18 protein-coding genes are annotated in these 26,940 nt (G+C 59.1%); 13 read left to right on the forward strand and 5 right to left on the reverse strand.

Annotation, left to right across the window (positions count from 1 at the left end; genetic code table 11):
• Nucleotides 1–112: 112 nt before the first annotated feature.
• The 4 genes from P2T68_RS31715 (at nucleotide 113) to P2T68_RS31730 (ending at nucleotide 6,153) form a co-directional block, all read left to right on the forward strand.
• Nucleotides 113–1,045, forward strand: coding sequence for a chemotaxis protein CheV (locus P2T68_RS31715; protein WP_024077482.1), 933 nt, complete (start codon nucleotides 113–115; stop codon nucleotides 1,043–1,045).
• Nucleotides 1,046–1,120: 75 nt separating this feature from the next.
• Nucleotides 1,121–2,272, forward strand: a complete 1,152-nt coding sequence (locus tag P2T68_RS31720) for an HD-GYP domain-containing protein (RefSeq protein ID WP_277378763.1) — start codon at nucleotides 1,121–1,123, stop codon at nucleotides 2,270–2,272.
• Between the two features lie 131 nt (nucleotides 2,273–2,403).
• Nucleotides 2,404–4,566: a methyl-accepting chemotaxis protein gene (locus tag P2T68_RS31725; protein WP_024077484.1), complete on the forward strand. Its 2,163-nt coding sequence runs from the start codon at nucleotides 2,404–2,406 to the stop codon at nucleotides 4,564–4,566.
• Between the two features lie 147 nt (nucleotides 4,567–4,713).
• Nucleotides 4,714–6,153 (forward strand): phospholipid carrier-dependent glycosyltransferase, encoded by a 1,440-nt coding sequence (locus tag P2T68_RS31730; protein WP_024077485.1) that lies wholly within the window; start codon nucleotides 4,714–4,716, stop codon nucleotides 6,151–6,153.
• Nucleotides 6,154–6,168: 15 nt separating this feature from the next.
• On the opposite strand, the gene P2T68_RS31735 is transcribed toward P2T68_RS31730, so the two are convergent.
• The gene (locus P2T68_RS31735) at nucleotides 6,169–6,657 is read right to left on the reverse strand and encodes a TIGR00645 family protein (RefSeq protein ID WP_024077486.1); all 489 of its coding nucleotides are present in this window, start codon (nucleotides 6,655–6,657) and stop codon (nucleotides 6,169–6,171) included.
• A 163-nt stretch (nucleotides 6,658–6,820) separates the two neighbouring features.
• On the opposite strand from P2T68_RS31735, the gene P2T68_RS31740 reads away from it, so the two are divergent.
• Nucleotides 6,821–8,644 (forward strand): hypothetical protein, encoded by a 1,824-nt coding sequence (locus P2T68_RS31740; protein WP_277378764.1) that lies wholly within the window; start codon nucleotides 6,821–6,823, stop codon nucleotides 8,642–8,644.
• Between the two features lie 6 nt (nucleotides 8,645–8,650).
• On the opposite strand, the gene P2T68_RS31745 is transcribed toward P2T68_RS31740, so the two are convergent.
• Nucleotides 8,651–8,968, reverse strand: a complete 318-nt coding sequence (locus P2T68_RS31745; protein WP_041161302.1) for a hypothetical protein — start codon at nucleotides 8,966–8,968, stop codon at nucleotides 8,651–8,653.
• Between the two features lie 553 nt (nucleotides 8,969–9,521).
• Nucleotides 9,522–11,960, reverse strand: a complete 2,439-nt coding sequence (locus P2T68_RS31750; protein WP_277378765.1) for an AAA family ATPase — start codon at nucleotides 11,958–11,960, stop codon at nucleotides 9,522–9,524.
• Nucleotides 11,961–12,228: 268 nt separating this feature from the next.
• Between P2T68_RS31750 and P2T68_RS31755 the strand changes: the two genes are divergently transcribed.
• The 6 genes from P2T68_RS31755 to P2T68_RS31780 all read left to right on the forward strand — a co-directional run bounded on the left by P2T68_RS31755 (nucleotide 12,229) and on the right by P2T68_RS31780 (nucleotide 17,672).
• Nucleotides 12,229–12,717, forward strand: coding sequence for a DUF3015 domain-containing protein (locus tag P2T68_RS31755; protein ID WP_016973832.1), 489 nt, complete (start codon nucleotides 12,229–12,231; stop codon nucleotides 12,715–12,717).
• A gap of 91 nt (nucleotides 12,718–12,808) precedes the next feature.
• A complete protein-coding gene (locus P2T68_RS31760) occupies nucleotides 12,809–14,662 on the forward strand; it encodes a DUF4105 domain-containing protein (RefSeq protein ID WP_277378766.1) in 1,854 nt (617 codons plus the stop codon).
• Between the two features lie 91 nt (nucleotides 14,663–14,753).
• A complete protein-coding gene (locus tag P2T68_RS31765; protein ID WP_024077491.1) occupies nucleotides 14,754–15,065 on the forward strand; it encodes a chorismate mutase in 312 nt (103 codons plus the stop codon).
• A 237-nt stretch (nucleotides 15,066–15,302) separates the two neighbouring features.
• A complete protein-coding gene (locus P2T68_RS31770) occupies nucleotides 15,303–16,388 on the forward strand; it encodes a type I restriction endonuclease (RefSeq protein WP_193689860.1) in 1,086 nt (361 codons plus the stop codon).
• A gap of 359 nt (nucleotides 16,389–16,747) precedes the next feature.
• Complete coding sequence (locus P2T68_RS31775) at nucleotides 16,748–17,104, forward strand: hypothetical protein (RefSeq protein ID WP_277378767.1); 357 nt, start codon at nucleotides 16,748–16,750, stop codon at nucleotides 17,102–17,104.
• 70 nt (nucleotides 17,105–17,174) lie between these two features.
• Nucleotides 17,175–17,672 (forward strand): GreA/GreB family elongation factor, encoded by a 498-nt coding sequence (locus tag P2T68_RS31780; protein ID WP_024077493.1) that lies wholly within the window; start codon nucleotides 17,175–17,177, stop codon nucleotides 17,670–17,672.
• On the opposite strand, the gene gdhA is transcribed toward P2T68_RS31780, so the two are convergent.
• Complete coding sequence (gdhA, locus tag P2T68_RS31785) at nucleotides 17,669–19,006, reverse strand: NADP-specific glutamate dehydrogenase (RefSeq protein WP_024077494.1); 1,338 nt, start codon at nucleotides 19,004–19,006, stop codon at nucleotides 17,669–17,671. The two genes, P2T68_RS31780 and gdhA, sit on opposite strands and share 4 nt — an antisense overlap.
• Before the next feature lie 459 nt (nucleotides 19,007–19,465).
• Nucleotides 19,466–21,130: an energy-dependent translational throttle protein EttA gene (gene ettA, locus P2T68_RS31790; RefSeq protein ID WP_024077495.1), complete on the reverse strand. Its 1,665-nt coding sequence runs from the start codon at nucleotides 21,128–21,130 to the stop codon at nucleotides 19,466–19,468.
• A 285-nt stretch (nucleotides 21,131–21,415) separates the two neighbouring features.
• On the opposite strand from ettA, the gene P2T68_RS31795 reads away from it, so the two are divergent.
• Both P2T68_RS31795 and glyA read left to right on the forward strand, forming a co-directional pair.
• A complete protein-coding gene (locus P2T68_RS31795) occupies nucleotides 21,416–25,267 on the forward strand; it encodes a bifunctional diguanylate cyclase/phosphodiesterase (protein WP_024077496.1) in 3,852 nt (1,283 codons plus the stop codon).
• A 224-nt stretch (nucleotides 25,268–25,491) separates the two neighbouring features.
• Entirely contained in the window at nucleotides 25,492–26,745 is a 1,254-nt protein-coding gene (gene glyA / locus P2T68_RS31800; RefSeq protein ID WP_024077497.1) for a serine hydroxymethyltransferase, read from the forward strand.
• Nucleotides 26,746–26,940: the final 195 nt, after the last annotated feature.

Genomic DNA, 26,940 nt, shown 5'->3' on the forward strand with positions numbered 1-26,940 from the left:
CTTAAACAGCAAACCCACCCACAATTTTATTTTCACATATATTTTACATTCCCCTACATATGCTAATGTCATTACGACATCAACGCTGTTCAGCCAGGTTCAAGGAGTGTGTATGACCGGCGTATTGGCATCCGTTAACAGCCGCACCCAGCTGGTCGGTCAGAACCGACTTGAACTGCTGCTATTCCGTTTCAACAATCACCAGCTGTATGGGATCAACGTATTTAAAGTCCGGGAAGTTATACGCTGCCCGAAGTTATCATCGATACCAAAGTCTAATAGCAACATTTGTGGCGTCGCCAACATCCGAGGTGTCTGCATTCCTATTCTTGACCTGGCCATGGCCACTGGGTTGCCCGGCGTCGAGGATCAGGAAAGCGCTTTTATAATACTTACGGAGTACAACAACCGCGTTCAGGGTTTTCTGGTCTATGCGGTCGAGCACATCGTCAATTTGAACTGGGAAGACATCCATCCGCCCCCCAAGGGCAGCGGCGAGAACAATTACCTGACTGCCGTTACACGCACGGATGATCGCCTGGTCGAGATCATCGATGTGGAAAAGGTGCTGACAGAAATCTCGCCATCCTCCGAGGAAATCTCCAGCGGCGTGGTGGAACACGAGGTCAGCCAGCGGGCTAAGCACCTGCGGGTGCTGACCGTGGATGACTCGATGGTCGCGCGTAAGCAAGTGACCCGCTGCCTGGAGACCGTGGGCGTCGAGGTGGTGGCCTTGAACGATGGGCGCCAGGCGCTTGATTACCTGCGGGCCATGCTCGACGAGGGGCGCAAGCCGGAGGAGGAGTTCCTGATGATGATCTCCGACATCGAAATGCCAGAGATGGACGGTTACACCCTGACCGCTGAAATCCGCCACGACCCGCGCATGGCCAAGCTGCACATCGTGCTGCACACCTCACTCTCGGGCGGGTTCAACCAGGCGATGGTCAAGAAAGTCGGTGCCGATGACTTCCTCGCCAAGTTCCGCCCCGATGACTTGGCCGGCCGCGTGGTCTCACGAATCAAGGCGGCCACCCCGAACTGACGCTTTACGACAACAACACTCAAGCCAAGGAGGCTGTAGGGAAACGAATAAGAACAAAATGACAGAGGGCTAATCATGTTGAAATGCAATGAGCTCTACCACCTGACCACCGGCAGTGAAGAAAGACCGTTCTGGAAGGACCGCGCGAATGAAGCTCAGCCTGATATCCAGTGCGCCATGGGCTGTGGCGCGCAACCTTCCGATCCGGGGCCGCAACCAGACTCAGGCCTGCCGCAAGAAACGCTGACCGCAGCGATTTCGACCACCCCCACCAGCATGAAAGACGAGCTGGCCGCCGCCCAGGAAATCTGTTCTCGGGCCAAGACCGCCGTTGTCGAGATGTTCAGCCACGCCCGCATGGGCCGCTCCCTGGAGCTCGAACAGGTCGGCGCGTTGGTCGACGACATTTCTGCTTCGATCGCACGCCACCCCAATGCCTTTATCAGCCTCGCACGCCTTAAAAGCATCGACGATTACACCTATATGCACTCGGTCGCCGTGTGTGCCCTGATGATTGCCCTGGGTAATCAATTGGGCCTGCCGGCGCCATTGATTCGCCGGGCGGGGCTGGCCGGGCTGCTGCACGACATCGGCAAAATGGCCATCCCGGGCGCCATCCTCAACAAGCCGGGGCGCTTGAGCGGCGACGAATTGCAGCTGGTTCGCACCCATCCGCTGGAAGGTGAGAAAACCCTGGTGGCGACAGCGCAGATGTGCGAAATGGTCGTGGACGTGTGCCTGCATCATCACGAAAAAGTCGACGGCACGGGCTACCCCCATCAACTGGCGGGAGAACAAATCAGTCTTTTTTCTCGAATGGCCGCGGTGTGTGACGTCTATGACGCGATCACCTCGGACCGTTCCTATAACCAGGGTTGGGACCCTGCGGTCGCCATCCAGCAAATGTCGACCTGGGACGGGCATTTCGATGATGAGGTATTCCGGGCATTCCTGAAGTCCGTGGGTATCTACCCCGTCGGTTCTATCGTGCAATTGAAAAGCGGCAGTATTGGCGTCGTCATCGAACAACATGCCGACTCATTATTGACGCCAAAAATAAAGTTATTCTTTCTTCCGGTTTTAAATATTTACATAACCCCCCGAATAATCGACTTGAGTGATCCGGCACAAACCGACCGAATCATTGCGCGGGTGCCCCCGCAGCGCTATGGCTTTAAAAATACCGAGCGTTTATGGCTCGACGATACCGCTCACGAACAGCACTGAACCAATAAGCTGTACCGCATATATCTATGCGTAAGCAGCCCATGATTAAGCGTTAAGCCTTGCGTGCAAAACAACACTCGAATACCGACATCCCATTATGTTGGTAACTACTAGCACGGGCAGGAAATACCATGAAATTCAACTCATTGCAGACGCGCATATGCTTCACCGCCGGACTCTGCCTGTTTATCTCGTGCGCGAGTCTGGTCTTATATGGGCTTTATTCCTCGAATGCCAACCAGGCCTATGTGGGCACTGAAGTTTCCGCATTGATTGAAAGCGCCACCATCCGTGAAGTGCAAAACCTCGCGGAGTCCCGCGCCAACGTCATTAAGGCAAAGTTGCAGAATGCCTTGAATGCCGCGCGCGCACTGGCTGATGTGCTGGGGGCCAGCAAGGCTGCACAAAGCCCGTTGACGCTGGGCCGGGATCAAATCAATACGATGCTACTGAGCGTGCTCAAGGACAACCCCGACTTCAACGGTACCTATTCGTGCTGGGAACCGGATGCGTTGGACGGCCAGGATCAGGCATTTCGTAACAACGAGGGTGGTAACAACCCGTTGACCGGCCGTTTCACTCCTTATTGGACGCGCAGTTCGGATGGCCACATTGCCGTGCAGCCACTGGTCGAGTATGACTCCGATGCCCGTCATCCCAACGGCGTGCCCAAGGGCGGCTGGTACTCGGGCCCTCGGGATACCCAGAGGGAAAGCGTGCTGGACCCGATCCCCTACGTGGTGCAAGGCAAGAATGTATGGCTGACAACCCTCTCGGTGCCGATCACCGCGAACGGCAAGTTTTACGGGGTGGTGGGCGCTGACTTCGATATCTCGTTCATCCAGAAACTCAGCGAGCAGATGTCCGCCGACCTGTATGGCGGCAACGGCTCCGTATCGATCCTGAGCCATCAAGGGTTGGTGGTGGCTGACAGTAAACGGCCGGAACTGATCGGCCAACCGTTGAAGACGCTGCTGCCCGACACCTGGGACAAGGTGCTGGCCAATGTGCAGAAAGGCCAGGGGGACAGCCGACTCAACCAGGACTCCCAGGAAATCGAAGTGCAGATGCCCATCACCCTGGGCCGCAGCGAAAAACCTTGGGCCATCCTGATCCACTTGCCCAAGGCCGTGGTCATGAGCCAGGCCATAGCCCTGGAAAAGGAACTGCAATCACGCGGCGTCAAGAGCAGCATCTGGCAGGTGTCGGTTGGCGTGGCCATTTCCCTGCTGGCGCTGCTTGCACTGTGGTTTGCCACCGCGAAAATCGTCGGGCCGATTCGTGAAGCCGCCGCCTTGGCGGCCAACATCAGCCTGGGGGACTTCTCGCGTCGTCTGGTGCAAAAATCCGAAGATGAAGTCGGCCAATTGTCCTTTGCCTTGAACGATATGTCGGAAAGCCTGCAACGCCAGGTGCGGGTGGCCGAACGCATCTCCGAAGGAGACCTGGACCTGGAAGTGCGCCTGTCCTCGCCCAACGACACCTTGGGCAAATCCCTGGAGAAAATGGTCGGCAACTTGAACGCCTTGATCTCCCAGGTGCAGGCCAGCGCCACGCAAATCACCGGCAGCTCGGCGCAGGTCACCGAATTGAGCCAGTCACTCTCCGACGGGGCCTCCAACTCGGCGTCATCCATCACCGAAATCAGTGCGGTCATGACCCAAATGGCAGCGCAGACCAGCGACAACGCCGCCAACGCCAAAAAGGCCGATGAGCAATCCCAGGCGTCGCGTGCCGACGCGGGGGAAAGTGACAAGCTGATGAGTGAATTGATTGCAGCCATGGCCGAGATCGACAATTCGGGCAAGGACATCACCGCCATCATCACCACCATCGATAACATCGCCGCCCAGACCAACCTGTTGGCCCTGAACGCTGCGATCGAGGCGGCACGCGCCGGGGAACTGGGCCGCGGTTTCGCCGTGGTCGCCGACGAGGTCAGGAGCCTGGCCGCCCGTAGCGCGGAAGCAGCCCAGCAAACAGCCGCGCTGATTGCCGACTCGTCGACCAAGACCCAGCGCGGCATGGTGATTGCCGGTCGTACCGCCGACTCACTGAGGAACATTGTCAGCGGTACCAGTGCTGTCTCAAGCCTGGTGTCGCTGATCTACCAAGCCTCCAGTGAACAGGCGTCCGGTTTGCAACAGGCCAGTATCGGCCTGGAGCAGATCGATGAAGTCACCCAGCAGAACCAGGTCAACTCCCAGCAATGCGCGGTGGCTGCCAGGAACCTGTCAGAACGGGCCAACTCCATGCAGCAAGGGTTGAGCCGCTTTAAAGTCAAAGCCTCGTAGCACCTGCAACGGCGCCAGGGGGGCACTGTTCCCCTGGCCCGATACAAGAAACTCCTTCCCTATTCATGAAATATTAAGATTTGCCTCCCTATACTCACCGATTGCGCGCCGTTCCCCCGAACGGCCACTGCTCCGGTAGCCCGCCCCATGACGCGTCCCGTTCCTCTGCTACTCCTGCTGGCTGGTCTGTTGTTCTTCTTTGCGCTGGGTAACCATGAATTGCAAGGCTCCACCGAAGCCCGCGTCGCCGGGATCGCCATGGCCATGCATTTGGACAATGATTGGGTGGTGCCCCGGCTGTTTCGCGAGCCCTTCCTGGAAAAACCACCCCTGAGCCTTTGGCTGGACGCCGGGGCGATTCGCCTGTTCGGCGGCACGCCTGGGGCGGTGCGCCTGGCGTCCGCGTTTGCCGGATTGTTCAGCGTGATGCTGCTCTACGGGATGCTGCGCAAGTTCGGGCGGCCGAAAACACTGGCGTTCTGCGCGGCGTTGATCCTGGCGACCATGGCCAGTTACTGGAGCAATGTGCGTGGGGTGGGTGAGGATGCCTTGCTCAGCCTGGGCGTGACCACCGCACTGCTGGCGTTCTACCAGGCGATGCGCCCCGAATCCGAGCGGCCAGGCTCCACAGCCTGGGCTTGGGCGTTGTTTACCGTTGGGATGGCAATCGCCACCCTGAGCAAAGGCGTGCTGGGCCTGGCGATGCCCGGCATTGTGATTTTTGTCTACCTGGCCAGCACCAGCCTGATGGACAAACGCCTGCGCATCGGTGATTGGCTCCGCCCGGCGCTGTTCACCTTGCTGGCATTGGTACCGTTGCTGATCTGGCTGGGCTTCCTGTTCCAGCGCGGCGGCATGCAGGCCGTGGGCGAAGTGCTGTGGACCAACAGCGTCGGGCGGTTCAGCGGCTCGTTCGTCGAAGCCGGGCACTACGAACCCTTCTACTACTACCTGGTGAAACTGCCGGAAGCGTTTTTGCCGTGGAATATCCTAGTGTACCTGGGCCTGTGGCACTTTCGTAAAAGCCTGGTGCGCAACCGTTACCGCCTGTTCTTCAGCGTGTGGCTGGTGGCGCAATTCACGCTGCTGACCCTGGCCTCAAGCAAACGCACGGTTTACCTGATGGCGTTGACGCCGGCCGCCGCGGTGCTGGCGGCGGAATATGCGCGAGTGCTGCTCGAATGGCTGAAGGCTAACAAGCCGGCGCTGTACCAACACCATCGGCGCGTGGTTGGCGGTGCCTTCACGTTGCTCATCGCCTGCTACCTGGGCGCTGCATTCTGGTACGCGCCCAAGGCTGACGAGCGCCAGTCATTCGTGCCGGTGATCAGTCAGATCCAGGCACTGCAAGCCGAGGGTAAAGAGGTGGTGTTGTTCCAGCCCAACGAGCGGATCGACGGGGCGAGTGTGTTCTACCTGCAGGCTTACTTGCCGATCCTGCAAACCGAGCCGCAGCTGCGCAGTTACCTGGCCGCCAAACCCGGCAACGTTGCGTTGCTGGATCGCACCGAGCAACTGAGCGGCAAGGTGACGGTGATCAAGGAGATGGCAATCAATCGCCAGCCTTACTACTTCATCGAGCAGTAAGGCCGGCACGGGGCATCAATGCTTGGTGAGTTTGTCCAGGTAACCCATGGCAAACGCCGAGACCACGAAGGTCATGTGGATGATCACGTACCACATCAGGTGCTGCGGATCGACGTTCTTGGCGTCCATGAAGATGCGCAGCAAGTGAATGGAGGAAATCGCCACGATGGAAGCCGCCACTTTCATCTTCAGCGACGAAGAGTCCATGGTGCCCAACCAGTTGAGCTTTTCCTTGTTGTCATCGATATCCAGCTGCGAGACGAAGTTCTCGTAGCCGGAAATCATCACCATCACCAGCAAGCCGCCGACCAGGGCCATGTCGATCAACGACAGCAGCACCAGGATCAGTTCGGACTCGGCCATCGAGAACACGCTCGGCAGCAGGTGAATCACTTCCTGGAAGAATTTCAGCGCCAGCGCCAGCAACCCCAGGGACAAGCCGAAATAGATCGGCGCCAGCAGCCAACGCGAGGCGTACATAGCATTTTCGATAAAGCGTTCCATTGGTTCTCACACAGCTTGGCTAGAAATGGCGGCGAGTATACCAGCCGCCACCAAGCACCTGTAACCGCGAGAAAACTGACCTGGGCGGCATCTGTAAGAGAATTTTTCTGCTAGTGTCGAGCCCATCAACTCGGCTTCGATGATGTCGGACAGGAAAATTCAAATGATGGATGTGCGATCCCCTTTGGCCCGTTTTGGCCTGTGTGCGGCGTTGCTGATGATCGGCGGCTGCTCACCCAGTGATGAGCAGAAGCAGGCCACCCTCGAAGAGAAAACCGCAAAGTTCGAACAGTCGCTCGACAGTATCCAGGACCCCAAGCTGCGCGACGCCATCGCCGACCTCGGCGGCTCGCTGCTGTTGCTCGAACGGGCGCGCGCCAAGCTCGCCAGCAAGCCCATCGAGACCGAATACGGCGAAGACAGCCTCGCCCTGCTCAAGCACTACCCCACGCCCCAGGCCCTGGTCGACACCTATATCAACGGCTTGTTCGTGCTGCGCAAGACCTCCCACTCCGACTACCTGACCGATCTGCAGCCGATCTTCCCGTTCAATTTCAATACACCGGACCAGTTCCCGTTCCCTCACAGCCTGGAGTGGCAGTCCGTCACCTTGAGCAACAACAAAGTCATCCCGTTCCAGCCGGAATGGTCGGAGACCGATCCCGGCATCCAGTTGAGCCCCAGCAGTTCCAACCTGACCAACCCCGATGACCTGACGGTGACCTACCCGTTCATCGATGGCATCGAGACCGAAAACAAGAGCCAGCCGCAGCCCGTCCGCCTCAAGGGCATGGTGGAAGTGATCGCGCCGGGCAAGGTGTTGACGTTCGATTTGTCGAAGCAGGACGTGGGCCACAAGCGCACTGAAGGCAATATCACCGTCAACCTGATGTTGCTTGAGAAGAACTACGCCGAGATCGAACTGACCAACAGCGAACCGCTGGCGCCACAGGTCGGTGAGGATTCCCCCAACCCCTTGCTGGTGCAAGCACGTGACAGCACCGGGCAATTTCTCACCCGTTCCGGCTCGATCAATGAAAGCAACGCGCAGGTGGCCTTCTACGAGAAACAATTGGCGCAGATGCAAAAGCAGAAGGTCTGGTCGGATGCGTTTGAAAAGCAGCTGACCGAGGAGCAGAAAGCCTTCGAACACAAGCAGAGCAGTCATTACGCCAAGGTGTATTTCAATGGCCTGATCGACAACCTGCAAATCAACGTGCTGGATTTCTCCACCGCCACCGTCACCCGCAAGGACCTCGACCTGCCGGTACTGCGCTTCGACAAGAACAGCCTGCAACAAACCGTACAGGCCCTGCCGATGCCGGTCACCGTGTATGACGACGGCGCCGCCGCCTGGCTCAAAGGCGCGACGATGACCGAGGAGCAACTGAAAAACAGCGTCACCATCAGCCAGTCCGTCGACGACGCCAGCGCCGCGCATATCGTGTTCGATCACCCGTTCACCTTTAATGACGAACTGGTGGGCAACGAGCGCAATAGCAGCGAGTCGCCAGTGACGTTCTTCGCCGCCGATGAGAAAGGCGAACGTGGGGAGCCCATCGAGTTGCCGACCGAAGCGTATGAATTGAACCCGGCGCGCGGCACGCTCACCTACGACCTTAACCTGTTCCCGGAAAACCCGGCCTATGTGGTGGGTTCGATCCCGCTGTTCCTGGCAACGATCGAGAAAGGCGAGATCGATGTGACCAAGCTGCCCAAGGGCCTCTCTCTGAAGGACAACGCGCTGGTTGTCGACCAGAAAGAATTCCCCGCCGACAGCTGGCGCTTCTACGCCAAGGACGCCAGCGGCAATTACCTCAAGGAAATTCTCGGCGTGAGCCACCGCGCCGAGGAATACGGCACGGCGTTGTTCGATGTGCATTACTTCTATGGCCAGCCGACCGCACTGGAAAGCTATCAGCGCACCGACCTGAGCACCGTGCAATACGGCTTCGAGGTCAAGCTGGACAAGCCCGAGGGCAAATGACCGAGCTTACAGGGCCAGACACTCCTGGCTGCCATTGAGCTGGCGTAAATGAGCCTGCATATGCAGACACCATATTTGCGGATCTGGCACCAGCTCATAGCCATGCAGGGTGAGGCTATCCACAATCGATTGCAGCATGTTTTCTGCCACGAAGGGCCCATGGAACGGGCCCTGGGACTTGATGGTGGAAGGCTGCTCGCCGGTCATTCCGGCGGCAAATAGCAAGGTCCACATCCCGTTATCCCCCGCGAGAGGGCGAATGGAACATTCAATACGGGTAACCAGGCCCAGGCACTGGCGGGTAAGGCAAAGGTTGCGCGGCATGGCGGCGACCCTCGGTAGATCGGTGTTCAGCCCCGATGACACGGCGAGACTGTCTCTATCCTGCGACTCCTGTGGATATCCCTAAGCTCAGAATAGAAGAAAACCACGACAAACCAAGGTTGTAGGGACCAACGGCGTTGCGCTCTCAGGCGGAGTCAATTTAGTGACGAACCTGCTTAACCCGTGGCGAGCGGGCCTGCTGTGGCAAGCAGGCTTGTTGCGGCGGTTTTTTGTGGAGGCTTTTTGTGGCGAGCGGGCTTGCCCTAATGCCGTTCAGTTAAGGCTTTTTTGTAGGAGCGAGCTTGCTCGCGAAGAACTTACAGGCGCCGCGTTCATTCAGGAAACACGCGTTATCGTTGACGTTTTTCGCGAGCAAGCTCGCTCCTACAGAAGGCGATGTACGCTTAACTGAATGGCATTAGGGCTTGCCCCGCGTTGGGCTGCGCAGCAGCCCCAGTAAGACCGCCGCGGTGTGCCAGTCAGGTTGCGTCGTTTGGTTTTGGGGCTGCTGCGCAGCCCAACGCGGGGCAAGCCCGCTCGCCACAACAGCCCATTAAGTCGGCTTGGCTTCCGCCAGTGCATGCTGCGCCAGCTCTTTCTCAGCCTCCTTCAAGTCCTCCTCGCTGATCATCTCGGCAATCGCACGCAAACGCTCGACCACCCGCGCATTCACCGAGCCCTCGGGGAATTGCCCTTCAGCGTCCGGCTCGCCAGCCGGCTCGCCCACCAGCAGGCTCAAGGCCTCATCCGCCTGACGCACCGCGTAGATGTGGAATTGCCCGGCACGCACGGCCTGCAACACCTTCTCATCGAGCATCAGCGTGGCGACGTTGGCCTGGGGAATGATCGCCCCTTGCTGGCCGGTCAAACCGCGTGCCTCACACAGGCGGAAGAAGCCTTCGATCTTCTCGTTGACCCCGCCCACCGCCTGCACTTCACCAAACTGGTTGATCGAGCCGGTGATGGCAAAGCACTGCTTGAGCGGCGTCTTCGACAGCGCCGAGATCAAGGTGCACGCCTCGCCCAGGGACGCACTGTCGCCGTCCACGTAACCGTAGGACTGCTCCAGCGCGATACTCGCGGAAATCGCCAGCGGGAATTCCTGCGCATAACGGCTGCCCAGGTACCCGGTCAGGATCATCACGCCCTTGGAGTGAATCGGCTGGCCGAGGTTAACTTCACGCTCGATGTCGACAATGCCGCTGCCGCCTGGGTAGACCGTGGCGGAAATCCGCGCCGGCACGCCAAACGCCGAATCACCGACCTCCAGCACCGTCAACCCGTTGCACTTGCCGACGGCCGCGCCGGCGGTGTCGATCAGGATCACCCCGGCGAGCATGTCGTCGAGAATCCGCGCCGACACCCGCCCGGTGCGCGTGGCCTTGGCCTTCAGCGCGCGTTCGATATGGCCGGCATCGGTCATGTCGTCACCCGCCAGGTGACGAATGAAATCCGCCTCGCTCACCAACTGGAACAAGTCACCAATGCGCGCCGACAAGCGCCCCTGATGCTCCGCCAACCGAGCACTGTAGGTAGCCAGCCGCGCCACCGCGTCCGACGTCAAAGGCGCCATGCCTTCTTCCGAAGTACGGGTTTTGAGCAACTGGGCGAACTGCTCAAGGCTTTCGTCGACCATCGGGATGTCTTCATCGAAATCCACCAGGACGCGGAACATCTCCTGGAAGTCCGGATCGGCGTCCTGCAACGCGTAGTACAGCTGGCGTGAACCGATGATAATCACCTTGACCTGCAACGGGATCATCTGCGGGTTAAGGGTCACGGTCGCCAGGCGGCCCAGCTCACCCAGGGGCGACTCCATCTTCAACTTGCGCGACTGCAGGGAACGCTTGAGGGCGTCCCACACAAACGGCTCGCTGAGCATTTTCTCGGCTTCCAGGATCAGGAACCCGCCGTTGGCCCGATGCAAGGCACCCGGGCGCAACTGGCGATAGGTGGTGTAGAGCGCGCCCTGGTCGGTGCTGTATTCGATACGGCCGAACAGGTTGTCGTAGGTCGGGTGCGGTTCGAACACCACCGGCGCGCCGCCATTGACCGGATGCCCCACCACCAGGCTCGGGCAGTACTGCTCTTCGAGCAGCTTGCGGGCCTGGGCGTCGGTCTTGGCGTCGTCCACCAATTGCTCGACCACGGTCTTCAACAAGTACACCTGCATGGCTTGCAGGTAGCCGCACACAGCGGCGTTCTCCGCGTACTTTTCCGACAACGGCGACAGCAACGGCTGGAGGGCCAGGGTGATGGTTTCTTCGTTGAACTGGCGCAGTTGGTTGTTGGACTCGCGCTTCCATTGCGGCAGGCTGGCCAACTCTTCGTTGAGGCGTTCTTCCAGTTCGGAAATATCGGTGTGGAAACGCTCGCGATCGACTTCCGGCAGCTGCGAGAACTCGGCCTCGTCCAGCGCCTTGCCGTCGAGCATAGGGGTGAAGGCGATGTTGGAGCTGTCGCGGTACAGCGCCACGTCTTTTTCCAGGGCCAGGCGTTCAATCACGTCCAGGGCCTTGTCGTAGCGCTGGTTGAAGGCACGGTCGATCGCGCTTTTGCGCTGCTGGTACGTCGGGTGCTCAAAGACCGCCGGGAAGGTCGCCACCAGGTTGTCGATCAAGCCGTTGATATCGCTGATGAACGCCGCCGCGCCGCCCGCAGGCAGTTCCAGCGCACGCGGTTCGCGGGGCTCATCGAAGTTGTTCACGTAGACCCAGTCTGCCGGGGTCTGCAGGCGTTTGCCTTCGGCCTTCAGGTAGCGTTTGACGAACGAAAAGCGGCCGGTGCCCGGCTCGCCCATGACAAACACGTTGTAACCGGGGCGTGGCATGGCCACGCCAAATTGCAAGGCTTCAACCGCACGTTCCTGGCCAAGCACACCGCGAAAGGGCTCCAAGTCATTGGTGGTCGAGAAGCTGAACTGTTCAGCGGAGAAAGGGCGAGTCAGCGCTTCGGGCGCTAGACGCAGGCTGGCAGCAACAGGATCAGGCATCGGGCTTCCTTACATCAGGCGGGGCAGATGACGGCATTCTGGCTCCCGGTTGCGCGCTCTGGCAAGGCGCGCTTTTTGTGAAAGCCTGGACACGGCATGCGTCCTACAAAAAAAACGCGACAACTCTGATTGTTTTATAAAAAATCACGGAACCCCTGGAACCTGCCTAAACTCCAAACTGCGCGGGCCGGACTAATAACTGGCCCCTAAGGCGCTATGAAGTGCCTGAACCCTTGTCCATTGGTTTGCACACAAAGAGAAAAAAGCTATGAAACGGATCCTTCTCGGTACTCTCTTCACCGTCGTCTCCCTCAATGCAATGGCTGAAGCACCAGGCGGCCCGAACTGCGGTTGGGGCAACATGCTGTTTGAAGGCCAGCGCGGTACTCCAGCGCACTTCCTGGCGTCCACCACCAACGGTACTTCGGGTAACGCCACCTTCGGCATGACCTCGGGCACCAACGGTTGCAGCACCAACAGCGCCCTGACCTACGGCGGCAAGTCCTGGATTGCCATGAATGGCATGATGAACGAGCTGTCCGAAGACATGGCCAAGGGCAATGGTGAAGCACTGACCACCTACGCCGTGGTACTGGGCGTTGCCCCAGAAGATCGCGAACACTTCGCGGCCGTGACCCACGAGCACTTCCAGCAAATCTTCAGCAAGGCTGACGTCACCGCTGACGACGTGCACAACAACACCCTGGCTGTACTGAAAAGTGATGCCCGTCTGGCGAAATACGCTACCCAGGCTTAAGCTCGACCTGCCCGCGCCCTCCAAGGCGCGGGTTTTAATTTTGGACCCGCCCCCCCCTTGGGTCTTACTTTTCCCGACTTAAGTTGCCCCTATGCTCAAACGCTTTGCCTGGATGGCACTCTTCGCCTGCGCCCCGCTGTACGCGGCCCCGCACATTGATGACCAACGTTTGCAGCAACTGGCCAATGATCCGTTCTGGTTGTCCCTGGGCCATTACGAAGCCGGCAAGATCAGCGGCTGGCGCAGCTATGTCAGCGACAAGAAATTCTTCCTCGCATCCGACGGCGCCCACCACCCGGACGCCGAACTCAAGGCCACCGTTGAAGCGCTGTACGCTCCGGCCAGCCTGGGTGAAAAACACGCCCAATGCGTTTACCCCGCACGTACCCGCTGGCTCAAGGATCAGTTGCAACTGACCGACCTGCCCGCGCTGGACTGCACCGAATTCAAGCAATGGTTCAAGGATGTCGCCCCCCACAGCGCGGTGATGATCTTCCCGGCGGCCTACCTCAACAGCCCGTCCTCCATGTTCGGCCACACCTTGCTGCGCATCGACCAGGCGGATGTACAAAGCAACAACACCGCCCTGCTCAGCTACGCGATCAACTTCGGCGCCTATATCGAAGGCTCGGACAACAGCATCCTCTATGCCTGGAAGGGCCTGATGGGCGGCTACCCAGGCCTGTTCGCACTGGTGCCCTACCAGGAAAAACTCTCCGAATACCGCAGCCTGGAAAACCGTGACCTGTGGGAGTACCGCCTGAACCTCACTGAAGTCGAGACCAAGCGCATGGTCGAACACGTGTGGGAACTCAAGCAGATCCAGTTCGACTACTTCTTCTTCGACGAAAACTGCTCTTATCGCCTGCTCGAACTGCTGCAAGTGGCCCGACCCGGCCTGCGCCTGACTGAACAGTTCCCGCTCACCGCGATCCCGACCGACACGGTCAAGGCGGTGAAAGAGGCCGGGCTGGTCGAGAAAATCGACTACCGGCCGTCCCGTGAGCGCGAGCTGCTCGAACGCGCCAAGCCGCTGGACAGCGATGAACAGCAATGGGTACTGAAAGTCAGCGATGACCAGAAGCAATTGCAGGAGCCTGCGTTCAAAGCCCTGCCCCACGAACGCCAGGCCCTGATCATCGACGCCGCCTACCGCCTTGGCCGCTACCGCGCCAACGGCCTGGAGCGCGACACCGAACGCTCCCAGCGCAGCTTCGAATTGCTGCGCGCGATCAACCAGAACCCCGCGCCCGACCTGAAGGTCGAGCGCCCCGGCCTGCCCGAGAACGGCCATGAGTCGCGCACCTGGCAGGCCGGCATCGGTACCCGGGGTGACAAGACCTTCGGCGAATACGGCCTGCGCATGGCCTACCACGACCTCAACGACAACGCAGAAGGTTTCCCTCTCGGCGCGCAGATTGAAATCCTGCAAATGAAACTGCGCCAGTACGAAGGCAACCACTGGCAACTGCAGCAACTGGACCTGGCCACCATCCGCTCGCTGACGCCTCGCAACGCGTTGCTGCAACCGTGGTCATGGCAAGTCACCGGCGGCCTGGAGCGCGTACCGGGCAAACACGACGACGAAACCCTCGTGGCCCACGTCAACGGTGGCGCCGGTGGCACCTGGCAACTGAGCGATGACATGCTCGGCTTTGCCCTTGGCACCGTGCGCGTGGAACACAACAACGACTTCAGCGAAGCCATCTCCCCCGCTGCCGGCTTCAATACTGGCGTGCTGTGGAAAAACCCGCTGGGCAACCTGAGCCTGGAAGCCAAGGGTGATTTCTTCACCAATGGCGAAGTGCGCCGCAGCCTCAGCTTGAACCAACAGTGGGAACTGTCACGCAACCTCGGCCTGCGCCTGAGTGCCCAGCGTGAGTACAGCCACTTATCGACGCCGGTGAATGAAGTGATGCTTGAGGTGAAGTGGTATCACTACTGATTAAAGCCTGGCGATGCTCAAAAATGTGGCAGGGGATTGGCCCCCAGATTTTTTTGTTAGCATGGCCCGCACAATCAGGAGTTCACTCAACATGGCCGTTACCTGCACCACCCTTGAACAAGTCCGCGACAACATCGACCGCCTCGACCAGCAAATCGTCACCCTGCTGGCCGAGCGCGGCCGCTACGTCTCCCAGGCCGCACGCTTCAAAAAAGACACCGATGGCGTCAAGGCCCCGCAGCGGGTGGAACAGGTGATCGCCAAGGTGCGGGACCTGGCGCAGACCGTGGACGCCAATCCCGAGGTGACCGAACAGGTCTATCGCGCGATGATCGCGGCGTTTATACAGCAGGAATTGGCGGAACATGCGGTCCTGACAAAAGCGGCAGAGCCGCACAGCTAATCAATCAATCTGACCTACTCAGAATTTTCAGGCTTTTGCCTGCAAGTACAAATTACAATTCGGCTTCCAACCTATTGATAAATAGGCAAGAAATTTCCGAGATTTTTTTAGCTTTTTTCAGTCGAAACAAACTGCCTCTCACTCCATTCTCTTTGTGAGGATTTGTGTCTAGTATCAAATGGCAGTCAATTTGCCATCACATCTATACACGGATTCGAATAGGGTAAGAGGCTTAATATGGAATTTTTTGAAAAGCTCACCAGTCTGGCAGCAAAAGTCCGGTTGCAAGGCCCCGCCATCCAAACAGAAGAAGCAACAAAGAATGCTTTTGTAATGCCTTTTATCAATACGGTTTTGGGTTACGACGTATTTGATCCACAGGAAGTAACGCCTGAGTTTGTCTGTGACATAGGAACGAAAAAAGGCGAAAAAATCGACTACGCGATTATGAAAAACGGTGAGGTTCAAATACTCATCGAATGCAAAAAAATCGGCGAGTCATTGAGCATTAATCACGCATCGCAGCTGTTTCGATACTTCCACGTCACGAGCGCAAGGATCTCAATTCTCACCAACGGCCAGGTCTACAGATTTTTTACTGACCTGGACGCTCCTAATAAAATGGACGAAAAGCCATTTCTAGAATTGGATCTACTGGACATTGATGAGTACTCCGTGCCCGAGCTGATAAAGCTCACCAAGTCAGCCTTTGACGTTGACTCAATCATCAATGCTGCGGGAGAGTTGAAATACGTCAGCCAGCTAAAAAAGCTCATTGGTGCCCAAGTCGGCAAACCAGAAGATGACTTCGTGAAGTTCTTCGCGTCCCGTGTTTATGAGGGAGCAATCACGCAGAAAGTCCGTGAGCAATTTTTTGATTTGACACGAAAAGCATTAGCTCAATTTCTGAATGACCAAATCAATGATCGGCTCAAGTCGGCTATGAGCGGCGCTATTCCGCCACCCACAGCGTCATTGACTGTCGCGAATAGCGCAGATGCCGCTACTCAGGATCGAGACGAGTCAGAAGATAAGATCCTGACAACCCTTGAGGAATTGGAGGGCTATCACATCGTCCGAGCTGTCGTCCGTTCCGTTGTCGATGCCAAACGGATCGTTCAACGTGATACCCAAAGCTATTTTGGGATATTACTGGACGACAACAATCGCAAGCCCATTTGCCGCCTCCACTTCAATCGCAGCCAAAAATACCTCGGGATATTCGACCAGGAAAAAAATGAGACCCGACACGCCATTTCATCCATTGATGATATTTATGAATACGCTGATCAACTTAAAAAAACAGTGGGTTATTACGAATGAAGACTGCATCCAGACACCGGAATCACCGATAATCCCGTGGCGAGCGGGCTTGCCCCGCGTTGGGCTGCGAAGCAGCCCCAATAAGGCCACCGCATTTATCCAGGCATATTAAATCGCCAGGTTTTGGGGCTGCTGCGCAGCCCAACGCGGGGCAAGCCCGCTCGCCACAGGTTACTTAGTGTTTGCTCGTTCTATCTCTTAACTGACAGGCATTAGGGCTTGCCACACGGGCAGCGCTTCTCGTTGCCATCGACGTCATCCCCTACCGCCAACACATTTCTCACCGCCCTTTCACACCGCCCCGACAAATCCCTATCTAGACTTCCCGTATCAGCCGTGAAACGGCCAGGGAGCAAGCGATGTGGCGGTATGCAGTGATGCTGTGTGCAGTGGTGGTGATGTCGGGTTGCCAATCAACCCATCAGGAGTTGCTGGCCAAGGGGTATCCACCGGCATTTGCCGATGGTTTTGATGACGGTTGCAGCAGCGGTCGCCAGGCTGCCGGGGCGATCACCGGGGAATTTCGCAAGAACGTGCCGCGCTATTTGAAAGACCGTCTGTATGCAGAAGGCTGGGAAGATGGTTTCCGCCAGTGCAAGGCCATGCGCGAAAACGAAGAGTTACGTGACTACAAGGACAATCACTGGGATGACCGCGAGCGCGCCTGGCAGCAGGAGAAAGACCGCGACGCGGGCAGGGCTTATCGCTCGCAATAGGTCGCTTTCAGATATCCATCGAAACTAAAGCGCGGCGACCATGGCCCAAGCTCCATAGAGGGAGAACGTCATGAGCCGAGCTTTTGTAAACGAAGACAACGCAGCCGCCCAGGCCGATCTGCCGGTAGAACGCCAGGTCAGCGCGCAACCCAACCGCCTCACCGCGCAAGGGTTGGCGCAGTTGCAGACCAAGGTCGCGCAGTTGCAGCAGGCATACAGCATCGAATCCGCCAAGGGCGAACAGGCCGACAAGCAGCGCCAGGCTGACCTTGAGAGGGATTTGCGTTATTTCAACCAGCGGGTGCAGAGCGCCCAAGTGGTTGCGCCGGCCACCTCCACCGACAAGGTGCAGATCGGCAGTTGGGTCACCTTCGCCAATGAACAGGACCAACAACAACGCATCCAGCTGGTGGGCGAAGACCAGGCCGATGCCCACGCTGGCTTGATCAACTGGGGTTCGCCCCTGGGCCGCGCCTTGCTCGGCGCCCAGGTGGGCGACGAGGTACTGTGGCAGCGCCCCGTCGGCGACCAGTTGATCGAAGTAGTGCTTATCGAGCCCGAAGCCTAGACGATGCCCTGCGCCAGCATCGCGTCGGCAACTTTCACGAAGCCCGCGATGTTTGCACCCTTCACGTAGTTGACTCGGCCGTTCTCCTCACCGTAATGCACGCAGGCGTGGTGGATCGACTGCATGATGTTGTGCAGCTTGCTGTCCACTTCGCCAGCGGTCCATAGCAGGCGCATGGCATTCTGCGACATTTCCAGGCCACTCACCGCCACGCCACCGGCATTGGACGCCTTGCCAGGGGCGAACAGGATGCCCGCCTCGATAAAGATATCCACAGCCTCCAACGTCGCCGGCATATTGGCGCCTTCGGCCACGCAGATGCAGCCGTTGCGCAGCAGGGTGCGGGCCGCTTCGGCGTCGAGTTCGTTCTGGGTGGCACAAGGCAACGCGATATCGCAGGCCAGCTCCCAAGGGGTTTTGCCTTTGCGGAATTCCAGGCCAAAGCGTTCGGCCAGTTCACTGATACGACCGCGCTGGACGTTTTTCACTTCCAGCAGCGCCAACCATTGTTCCTCGGTCAAACCGCTTTCGGCGTACAGGGTGCCTTCGGAGTCGGACAGGGAGATCACCTTGCCGCCCAGGTCCATGACCTTGCGCGCCGCGTATTGCGCCACGTTGCCAGAGCCAGACACCGCCACACGCTTGCCTTCAACCCGCAGGCCGTCGCGCTTGAGCATTTCTTCAGCAAAGTAGACACAACCGAAACCGGTGGCTTCAGGGCGGATCAGGCTGCCGCCGTAGGTCATGCCCTTGCCGGTCAGCACCGAGGTGAACTGGTTGCTCAGGCGTTTGTACTGGCCGAACAGGAAACCAATCTCGCGAGCGCCCACACCGATGTCGCCAGCCGGAACGTCCACGTCAGCGCCGATATGGCGGTACAGCTCGCTCATGAACGCCTGGCAGAAACGCATGACTTCAGCGTCGCTCTTGCCCTTGGGGTCGAAGTCCGAGCCACCTTTACCGCCGCCCATGGGCAACGAGGTCAGGGAATTCTTGAAGGTCTGCTCGAAGGCGAGGAACTTCAGCACGCCCAGGTTTACCGACGGGTGGAAGCGCAGGCCGCCCTTGTAGGGGCCGATGGCGCTGTTCATCTGGATGCGGAATCCGCGGTTGACCTGGACCTTACCGTGATCATCCACCCACGAAACCCGAAAGGTAATCGCGCGCTCCGGCTCGCAGATGCGCTCCAGGATGCCCGAAGCCAGGTAGTGAGGATTGGCTTCGAGAAACGGCCACAGGCTGCGCAGGACTTCTTCTACCGCCTGGTGGAATTCCGGCTGGTCGGGGTCGCGTTTTTTGAGGCGGGCAAGGAAGGATTCGACGGATTCGATCATGAAAAGTCTCGGCAAATTGATTGTTTTTGAATGAGATTGAGCCGGACTTTATCAATTCATGTCGCACCGCGACAGGGCAAAATGTCGCCTTTGTGAATTTAAATGGTGCATTAGATATAAATAAACCGCGAAAACGGGTTTTTTTCGCACTTAAAAAGGGATTTAAAAGTCCGGTTATGCACCAACAGGAAAACAGCTATCGGGTGGAGGCGTGCCCTAACGCCGGTAGGAGCGAGCTTGCTCGCGAAAAACGTCAACGATAACGCGTACTTCCTGAATCAACGCGGCGCCTGTGCGTTTTTCGCGAGCAAGAACTAGGCGTCCCCCTCGCTCCTACAAAAAAGCCTTAACTGACTGGCACCAGGGCAAGCCCCTGCCACATTTGATCGGTGTGGGTCAGGAAAAATGCGCAAAAAAAAGCGGAGCCCGAGGGGCTCCGCTTTTTTCAAACCAGCCGGATCAGGCCAGTTTTTTGTGCCGTACACGGTGCGGCTGGGCAGCAGCTTCACCCAAACGCTTTTTACGGTCCGCTTCGTACTCGGTGTAGTTGCCTTCGAAGAACACTGCTTGCGAGTCGTCTTCGTACGCCAGGATGTGGGTCGCGACGCGGTCAAGGAACCACCGATCGTGAGAGATCACAATGGCGGCGCCTGGGAAGTCCAGCAGGGCTTCTTCCAGGGAACGCAGGGTTTCAACGTCGAGGTCGTTGGACGGTTCGTCGAGCAGCAGCACGTTGCCGCCCTCTTTCAAAGTCAGGGCCAGGTGCAAGCGACCGCGCTCACCACCGGACAGGTCCTTGACGAACTTCTGCTGGTCGCCGCCCTTGAAGTTGAAACGGCCAACATAGGTACGCGACGGAATTTCATAGTTGCCGATGCGGATCTGGTCGGAACCATCGGAGATTTGCTGGAACACCGTCTTGCTGCCATCCAGGTCTTCACGGCTCTGGTCGACACATGCCAGTTGCACGGTTTCGCCGACTTCGATGGTGCCCGAATCCGGAGTCTCCTTGCCCATCAGCATGCGGAACAGCGTGGATTTACCCGCACCGTTACCACCAATAACGCCGACGATCGCGCCTTTTGGCATGGAGAACGACAGATTGTCGATCAGCACGCGGTCGCCATAGCCTTTGGAAACGTTCTTGAATTCGATGACCTTGTCACCCAGGCGCGGGCCGGCCGGGATGTAGATTTCGTTGGTTTCGCTGCGCTTCTGGAATTCCTGCGACTGCATTTCTTCGAAGCGTTGCAGACGGGCCTTGGATTTGGACTGGCGGGCCTTGGCGCCTTTGCGCACCCACTCCAGTTCTTCCTTCATGGCTTTTTCGTGGGCCGATTGCTGCTTGGATTCGGCGGCCAGACGGTCGGACTTGGCTTCCAGCCAACCGGAATAGTTGCCCTCGTAAGGGATACCGGCGCCACGGTCGAGCTCGAGGATCCAGCCGGCCACGTTGTCCAGGAAGTACCGGTCGTGCGTGATCGCAACCACGGTGCCGGGGAAGTCATGGAGGAAGTGTTCCAGCCAGGCGACAGAATCGGCGTCCAAGTGGTTGGTCGGTTCGTCGAGCAGCAGCATGTCGGGGGCCGACAGCAGCAGGCGGCATAGGGCCACGCGACGTTTTTCACCGCCGGACAGGTGCTCGACCTTGGCGTCCCACGCCGGCAGGCGCAGCGCATCGGCGGCGACTTCCAGCTGGCGCTCCAAATTGTGACCGTCGCCGGCCTGCAGGATGGCTTCGAGCTTGGCCTGTTCGGCAGCCAGCTTGTCGAAGTCGGCATCCGGTTCGGCGTAGGCGGCGTAGACCTCGTCCAGGCGAGCCTGGGCGTCCTTGATCACGCTGACGGCTTCTTCAACCACTTCACGCACGGTCTTGGTCGGGTCCAGGATCGGCTCTTGCGGCAGGTAGCCGATGTTCAGGTCGGGCATCGGGCGGGCTTCGCCCTCGAACTCGGTGTCGACGCCAGCCATGATTTTCAACAGGGTGGACTTACCCGAACCGTTGAGGCCGAGCACGCCGATCTTGGCGCCGGGGAAAAAGGACAGCGAAATATTTTTCAGGATTTCCCGCTTCGGAGGGACAACTTTGCCCAGCCGATGCATGGTGAAGACGTATTGAGCCATGGTGAACCTAGCGTCAGTGACTGATGAATTGAGCGGGCGAAGCCCGTGCCAGGCCATGCGCCGCGCGGGCCGTTGACTATCATCAATGCCAGCGAGCGGAAAAAGCCTGAATATCTGGGGCTGGAACGCCCCCGCGTAACCGGCAAAGCTACCTGAATGCGTCTGGCCAGTCCAGCCAGGCGGGGCTGGCACTTTGCCACAACTCAAGGCATGCTAGCCGCCCTCCGGGCGTCCGGCTTATAGTGCACGTCGCGCGCCAGTCCAGCCAAACCGCAGGATCACAGCTTGTCCAAAGTCACGCCGCCCACTCCTCTGCGCGCCGCTCATATAGCGCCGGGAGCGCCCCTGCACGGCACCCTCAAAGGCGCTTTGGCGACGCTCGTCCTCATGCTGCTTGCGCTATTGTTCTGGCAACTGCTCGACCAACTGCAGCAAAACCAGAAAAACCAGCAGCAATACACCATCGACTACAGTGCCGACCTGGCTGAACAGATCAGCCTGAACATGGCCCTGAGCGCAAAGATCGCCTTGAACCTGCTGCCGATGGTCGAGCCGCCGCGTGACAGCGAACAGCAACAGGTGCTGATGCGCACCTTGCAGCGCTCGTTGCCGGAATTGCGCAGCATCGCCCTCCTCGCCCCCAGCGGTGCACTGATCAGCGACAGTGCCACGGATAGCCAGGACAGCGCCTGGCTGGAGGAACTGGTGCAACGCAGCCACGCCCAGTCCTACTATTTGAGCAACAACAACGACGGCACCCTCATCTATCTGTTGCTGCATCAGCCCAGCGGCGGCTCGAGGATGTACTGGGTCCTGCGCCTGGACCCCAGCTACCTGGTCAACCTGACCCGCCAGGACGGCCAAGGCCAGCGCCCCATGTGGGTCATCGAGAACCGCCTGAACCACCGCGTGGTCGGTCGCGACAGCGGCATGCCGACACAATGGGCCAGCACCCTGACGCCGGATGAGTTGAATAAAAGCGTGCTGGTCACGCCCCTGAGCAAAAGCGACTGGCAATTACGTGGCCTGTTCGACCGCAACGCGGTGCTGGAACAACTGCTGCCCGCGTTTATCGGCAAGTGCCTGCTGGGCCTGGCCTTCTCGCTGGTGCCGGTGATCGTGCTGCTGAACATGCGTCGTCGTCAGCGCCAGGTGCATGAGGGCCGGCGGCGCTACCAGGATATTTTCGAAGGCACCGGCGTGGCCCTCTGCGTGCTCGACTTGTCGGGCCTCTACACGTTTTTTGACAAGGCCAGCGTGCACACCCGCGAGCAGTTGCACGCCTGGCTGCGCGACCATCCCGAGGAGCGCCGGCAACTGCTCAAGGAGCTGCGTATCACCGAGGTCAACCAGGTCGCCGTGCGTCTGCTGAACGTGACCTCGTGCGAGCAAGCCTGGGAACGCCTGATTGACGACTGCCCGCGTAACGCCACGGCCATCGGTTACCAGGTGCTCGAAGCGGTCCTGACCCAGCAAAACCAGCTGGAGCTGGAGATCCAGCTCAGTGATGTCGCAGGCAATGAGCAATACCTGTGGCTGGTGATGCGCTTGCCGGAGCAGCAGGACGACTTCAAGGCGGTGATCCTCAGCATCAGTGATATCACCAGCCGAAAGCTGATCGAATTGTCGTTGGTGGAGCGTGAAAGCTTCTGGTCGGACGTGGTGCGCACCGTGCCGGATCACCTGTATGTGCAGGACGTGATCAGCCAGCGCATGATTTTCAGCAACCACCACTTGGGCCACACCCTCGGCTACAACAAAGCCGAATTGCAGCAAATGGGTGAGTACTTCTGGGAAATCCTGCTGAACCCCGAAGATGCCGAGCATTACCATGACTTGCGCCAACAGCAGCGCCAGGCCGGCTATTCAACGCAGTTGCAATGCCAACTGCGCTTCCGTCACCGCAATAACCAATGGCGGCGTTTCGATATACGTGAACAAGCCTTGGCGCGTGACAAATCCGCACAAGTCACACGCATCATCGGCGTGGCCAAGGACATCACCGACCAGATCGAAGCCAGCGAATCCCTGCGTGACAGCGAACAGCGCTACCGCATGCTGGCTGAAAGCATCAGCGACGTGATCTGCTCCACCGACAGCCAATTGGCGCTCAACTACATCAGCCCCTCGGTCAATGCCGTACTGGGCTATGACGTGGACTGGGTGTTCAAGAACGGCTGGCAGTCGATCATCGCCAACCCGCAGCAACTGGCCGGCATCTATAGCCTGGTCGAACAGGTCAGCCGTGCCTTGGGCGACGCCGAGGCGCTGACCCGCTTGCGTGACGACGTGCAGACCCAACTGTTCCTGTTCGACTGCCTGCGCGCCGATGGGCGCAAAGTGCCCATCGAACTGCGCCTGGTGCTGGTGTGGGACGACCACGGTGCGTTCGAGGGCATCCTCGGCGTGGGCCGTGATATCAGCCAGCAACGCCGCGCCGAGAAAGACCTGCGCATGGCGGCCACGGTCTTCGAACACTCCACGTCGGCGATCCTGATCACCGATCCGGCAGGCTACATCGTGCAAGCCAACGAGGCATTCAGCCGAGTCAGCGGTTATGAGGTGGCGGATGTGCTCGATCAACTGCCGAACATGCTCACCGTCGACGAACAACAGGAAGCGCACCTGCGCTACGTGCTCAAGCAACTGCACCAGCACAGCACCTGGGAAGGCGAGGTGTGGCTCAAGCGCCGCAACGGCGAGCATTACCCGGCCTGGGTGGGCATTACCGCCGTGTTCGACGATGAAGGCGACCTGGCCAGCTATGTGTGCTTCTTCAGCGATATCAGCGAGCGCAAGGCCAGCGAACAACGCATCCACCGCCTGGCGTACTACGACGCCCTGACCCACCTGCCCAACCGCACCCTGTTCCAGGACCGCCTGCACACCGCGCTGCAGTCGGCGGAACGGCAAAAGTCGTGGGTGGTGCTGATGTTCCTCGACCTCGACCGTTTCAAGCCGATCAACGACTCCCTGGGCCATGCCGCTGGCGACCGCATGCTCAAGGAAATGGCCACCCGCCTGCTTGGCTGCGTCGCCGAAGACGACACCGTGGCGCGCATGGGCGGCGACGAGTTCACCTTGCTCCTGCAACCGCGGGTCAGCCGTGAAATGGCGCTGAACCGCGCCATCCATGTCGCCGAACAGATCCTCGCCAGCCTGGTGAAGCCATTTGTGCTGGAGGGTCGCGAGTTCTTTGTGACCGCCAGCATCGGCATCGCCCTCAGCCCCCAGGACGGCAACGAGCTGAGCCAGCTGATGAAAAACGCCGACACCGCGATGTATCACGCCAAGGAACGTGGCAAGAACAACTTCCAGTTCTACCAGGCCGACATGAACGCCAGCGCCCTGGAACGCCTGGAGCTGGAAAGCGACCTGCGCCACGCCCTGGACCAAAACGAATTCGTGCTCTATTACCAGCCGCAGTTCAGCGGCGACGGCAAACGCCTGACCGGGGCCGAAGCCCTGCTGCGTTGGCGCCACCCGCGCCGTGGCCTGGTGCCGCCAGGGGACTTCATTCCGGTGCTCGAAGAGTTGGGCCTGGTAGTGGACGTGGGGGACTGGGTGATCAGCGAAGCCTGTCGCCAGCTCAAGACCTGGCACCAGAACAAGGTGCGCGTGCCGAAAGTCTCGGTGAACATCTCCGCGCGGCAGTTCTCCGACGGCCAACTGGGCACGCGCATCGCCACCATCCTCAAGGACACCGGCCTGCCGCCGGCGTGCCTGGAGCTGGAGCTGACCGAAAGTATCCTGATGCGCGAAGTCAACGAAGCCATGCACATCCTCGACAGCCTGAAAAACCTGGGCCTGAGCATTGCGGTGGACGACTTCGGCACCGGTTATTCGTCACTCAACTACCTCAAGCAATTCCCCATCGATGTGCTGAAGATCGACCGCACCTTCGTCGACGGCCTGCCGTCCGGCGAGCAGGATGCGCAAATCGCCCGGGCAATCATCGCCATGGCCCACAGCCTCAACCTGGCGGTAATCGCCGAGGGCGTGGAAACCCATGAGCAGCTGGACTTCCTGCGTGAGCACGGTTGCGACGAGGTGCAGGGTTACCTGTTCGGGCGGCCGATGCCGGCGAATCGGTTCGAGGCACAGTTCAGCAACGACGCGCTGTTCATGTTCGACTGAAATTTTGTGGTGAAGCCACTGGCCTCATCGGGGGCAAGCCCCCTCCCACAGGGGAATGCGCTCCAGATGTGGGACGGGGCTTGCCCCCGATGAGGCCGGTAATGACACCGCTCATCCCTAAGTGAATCCCACTTGTCCGCGACATGATGTCCTTTCATATGCCATCTAAAACCCATTGGGTTAGAATGCCCTCCTTTTCTGCCCCCCGATCCTTGAGGACCGCCATGTTCAGCCGTGATTTGACTATTGCCAAGTACGACGCCGATCTCTTCGCCGCCATGGAGCAAGAAGCCGTGCGCCAGGAAGAGCACATTGAGCTGATCGCTTCGGAAAACTACACCAGCCCTGCGGTGATGGAGGCTCAAGGTTCGGTTCTGACCAACAAGTACGCCGAAGGCTACCCAGGCAAGCGCTACTACGGTGGCTGCGAGTACGTCGACGTGGTTGAGCAACTGGCCATCGACCGTGCCAAAGAACTGTTCGGCGCCGATTACGCCAACGTCCAGCCACACGCCGGCTCCCAAGCCAACAGCGCCGTGTACCTGGCCCTGCTGCAAGGCGGCGACACTATCCTGGGCATGAGCCTGGCCCACGGCGGTCACCTGACCCACGGCGCCAGCGTTTCCTCCTCCGGCAAGCTGTACAACGCCGTTCAATACGGTATCGATGCCAACGGCCTGATCGACTACGACGAAGTCGAGCGCCTGGCGATCGAGCACAAGCCAAAAATGATCGTCGCCGGTTTCTCTGCTTACTCGCAGATCCTCGACTTCCCACGCTTCCGCGCCATCGCTGACAAAGTCGGCGCGTACCTGTTCGTCGACATGGCCCACGTGGCCGGTCTGGTCGCCGCGGGCGTCTACCCGAACCCGGTACCGTTTGCTGACGTGGTCACCACCACCACCCACAAGACCCTGCGCGGTCCACGTGGCGGCCTGATCCTGGCACGCGCCAACGCCGAGATCGAGAAGAAGCTGAACTCCGCCGTATTCCCAGGCGCCCAGGGTGGCCCGCTGGAGCACGTGATCGCCGCCAAGGCCATCTGCTTCAAGGAAGCGCTGCAGCCTGAGTTCAAGGTCTACCAGCAACAAGTGGTGAAAAACGCCAAGGCCATGGCCGACGTGTTTATCGCACGCGGTTTTGACGTGGTATCCGGCGGTACGGAAAACCACCTGTTCCTGCTGTCGCTGATCAAGCAGGACATTTCCGGTAAAGATGCTGACGCTGCCCTGGGCAAAGCCTTCATCACCGTGAACAAGAACTCCGTGCCGAACGATCCACGTTCGCCGTTCGTCACCTCCGGCCTGCGCTTCGGCACCCCGGCTGTGACCACTCGTGGCTTCAAGGAAGCAGAGTGCAAGGAACTGGCGGGCTGGATCTGCGACATCCTGGCAGACCTGAACAACGAAGCCGTGATCGACGCGGTTCGTGAGAAGGTCAAGGCCATCTGCAAGAAGCTGCCGGTGTACGGCGCTTGATTGCAGTTGCTTGACTGAGAAGCCCGCTGTAGGAGCGAGCTTGCTCGCGAAAAACGTCAACGATAACGCGTGCATCCTGGATACACGCGGTGCCTATGAGTTCTTCGCGAGCAAGCTCGCTCCTACAAGCGGGCTAATGAGATGGTCACCCCCACACCCTGCGAGGGCTACGCTTTCGCAGGGTGTTTTGTTTTT

Origin of the sequence: Pseudomonas sp. G11, assembly GCF_029457515.1 — a bacterium.
GTDB classification, from domain to species: domain Bacteria; phylum Pseudomonadota; class Gammaproteobacteria; order Pseudomonadales; family Pseudomonadaceae; genus Aquipseudomonas; species Aquipseudomonas gorinensis.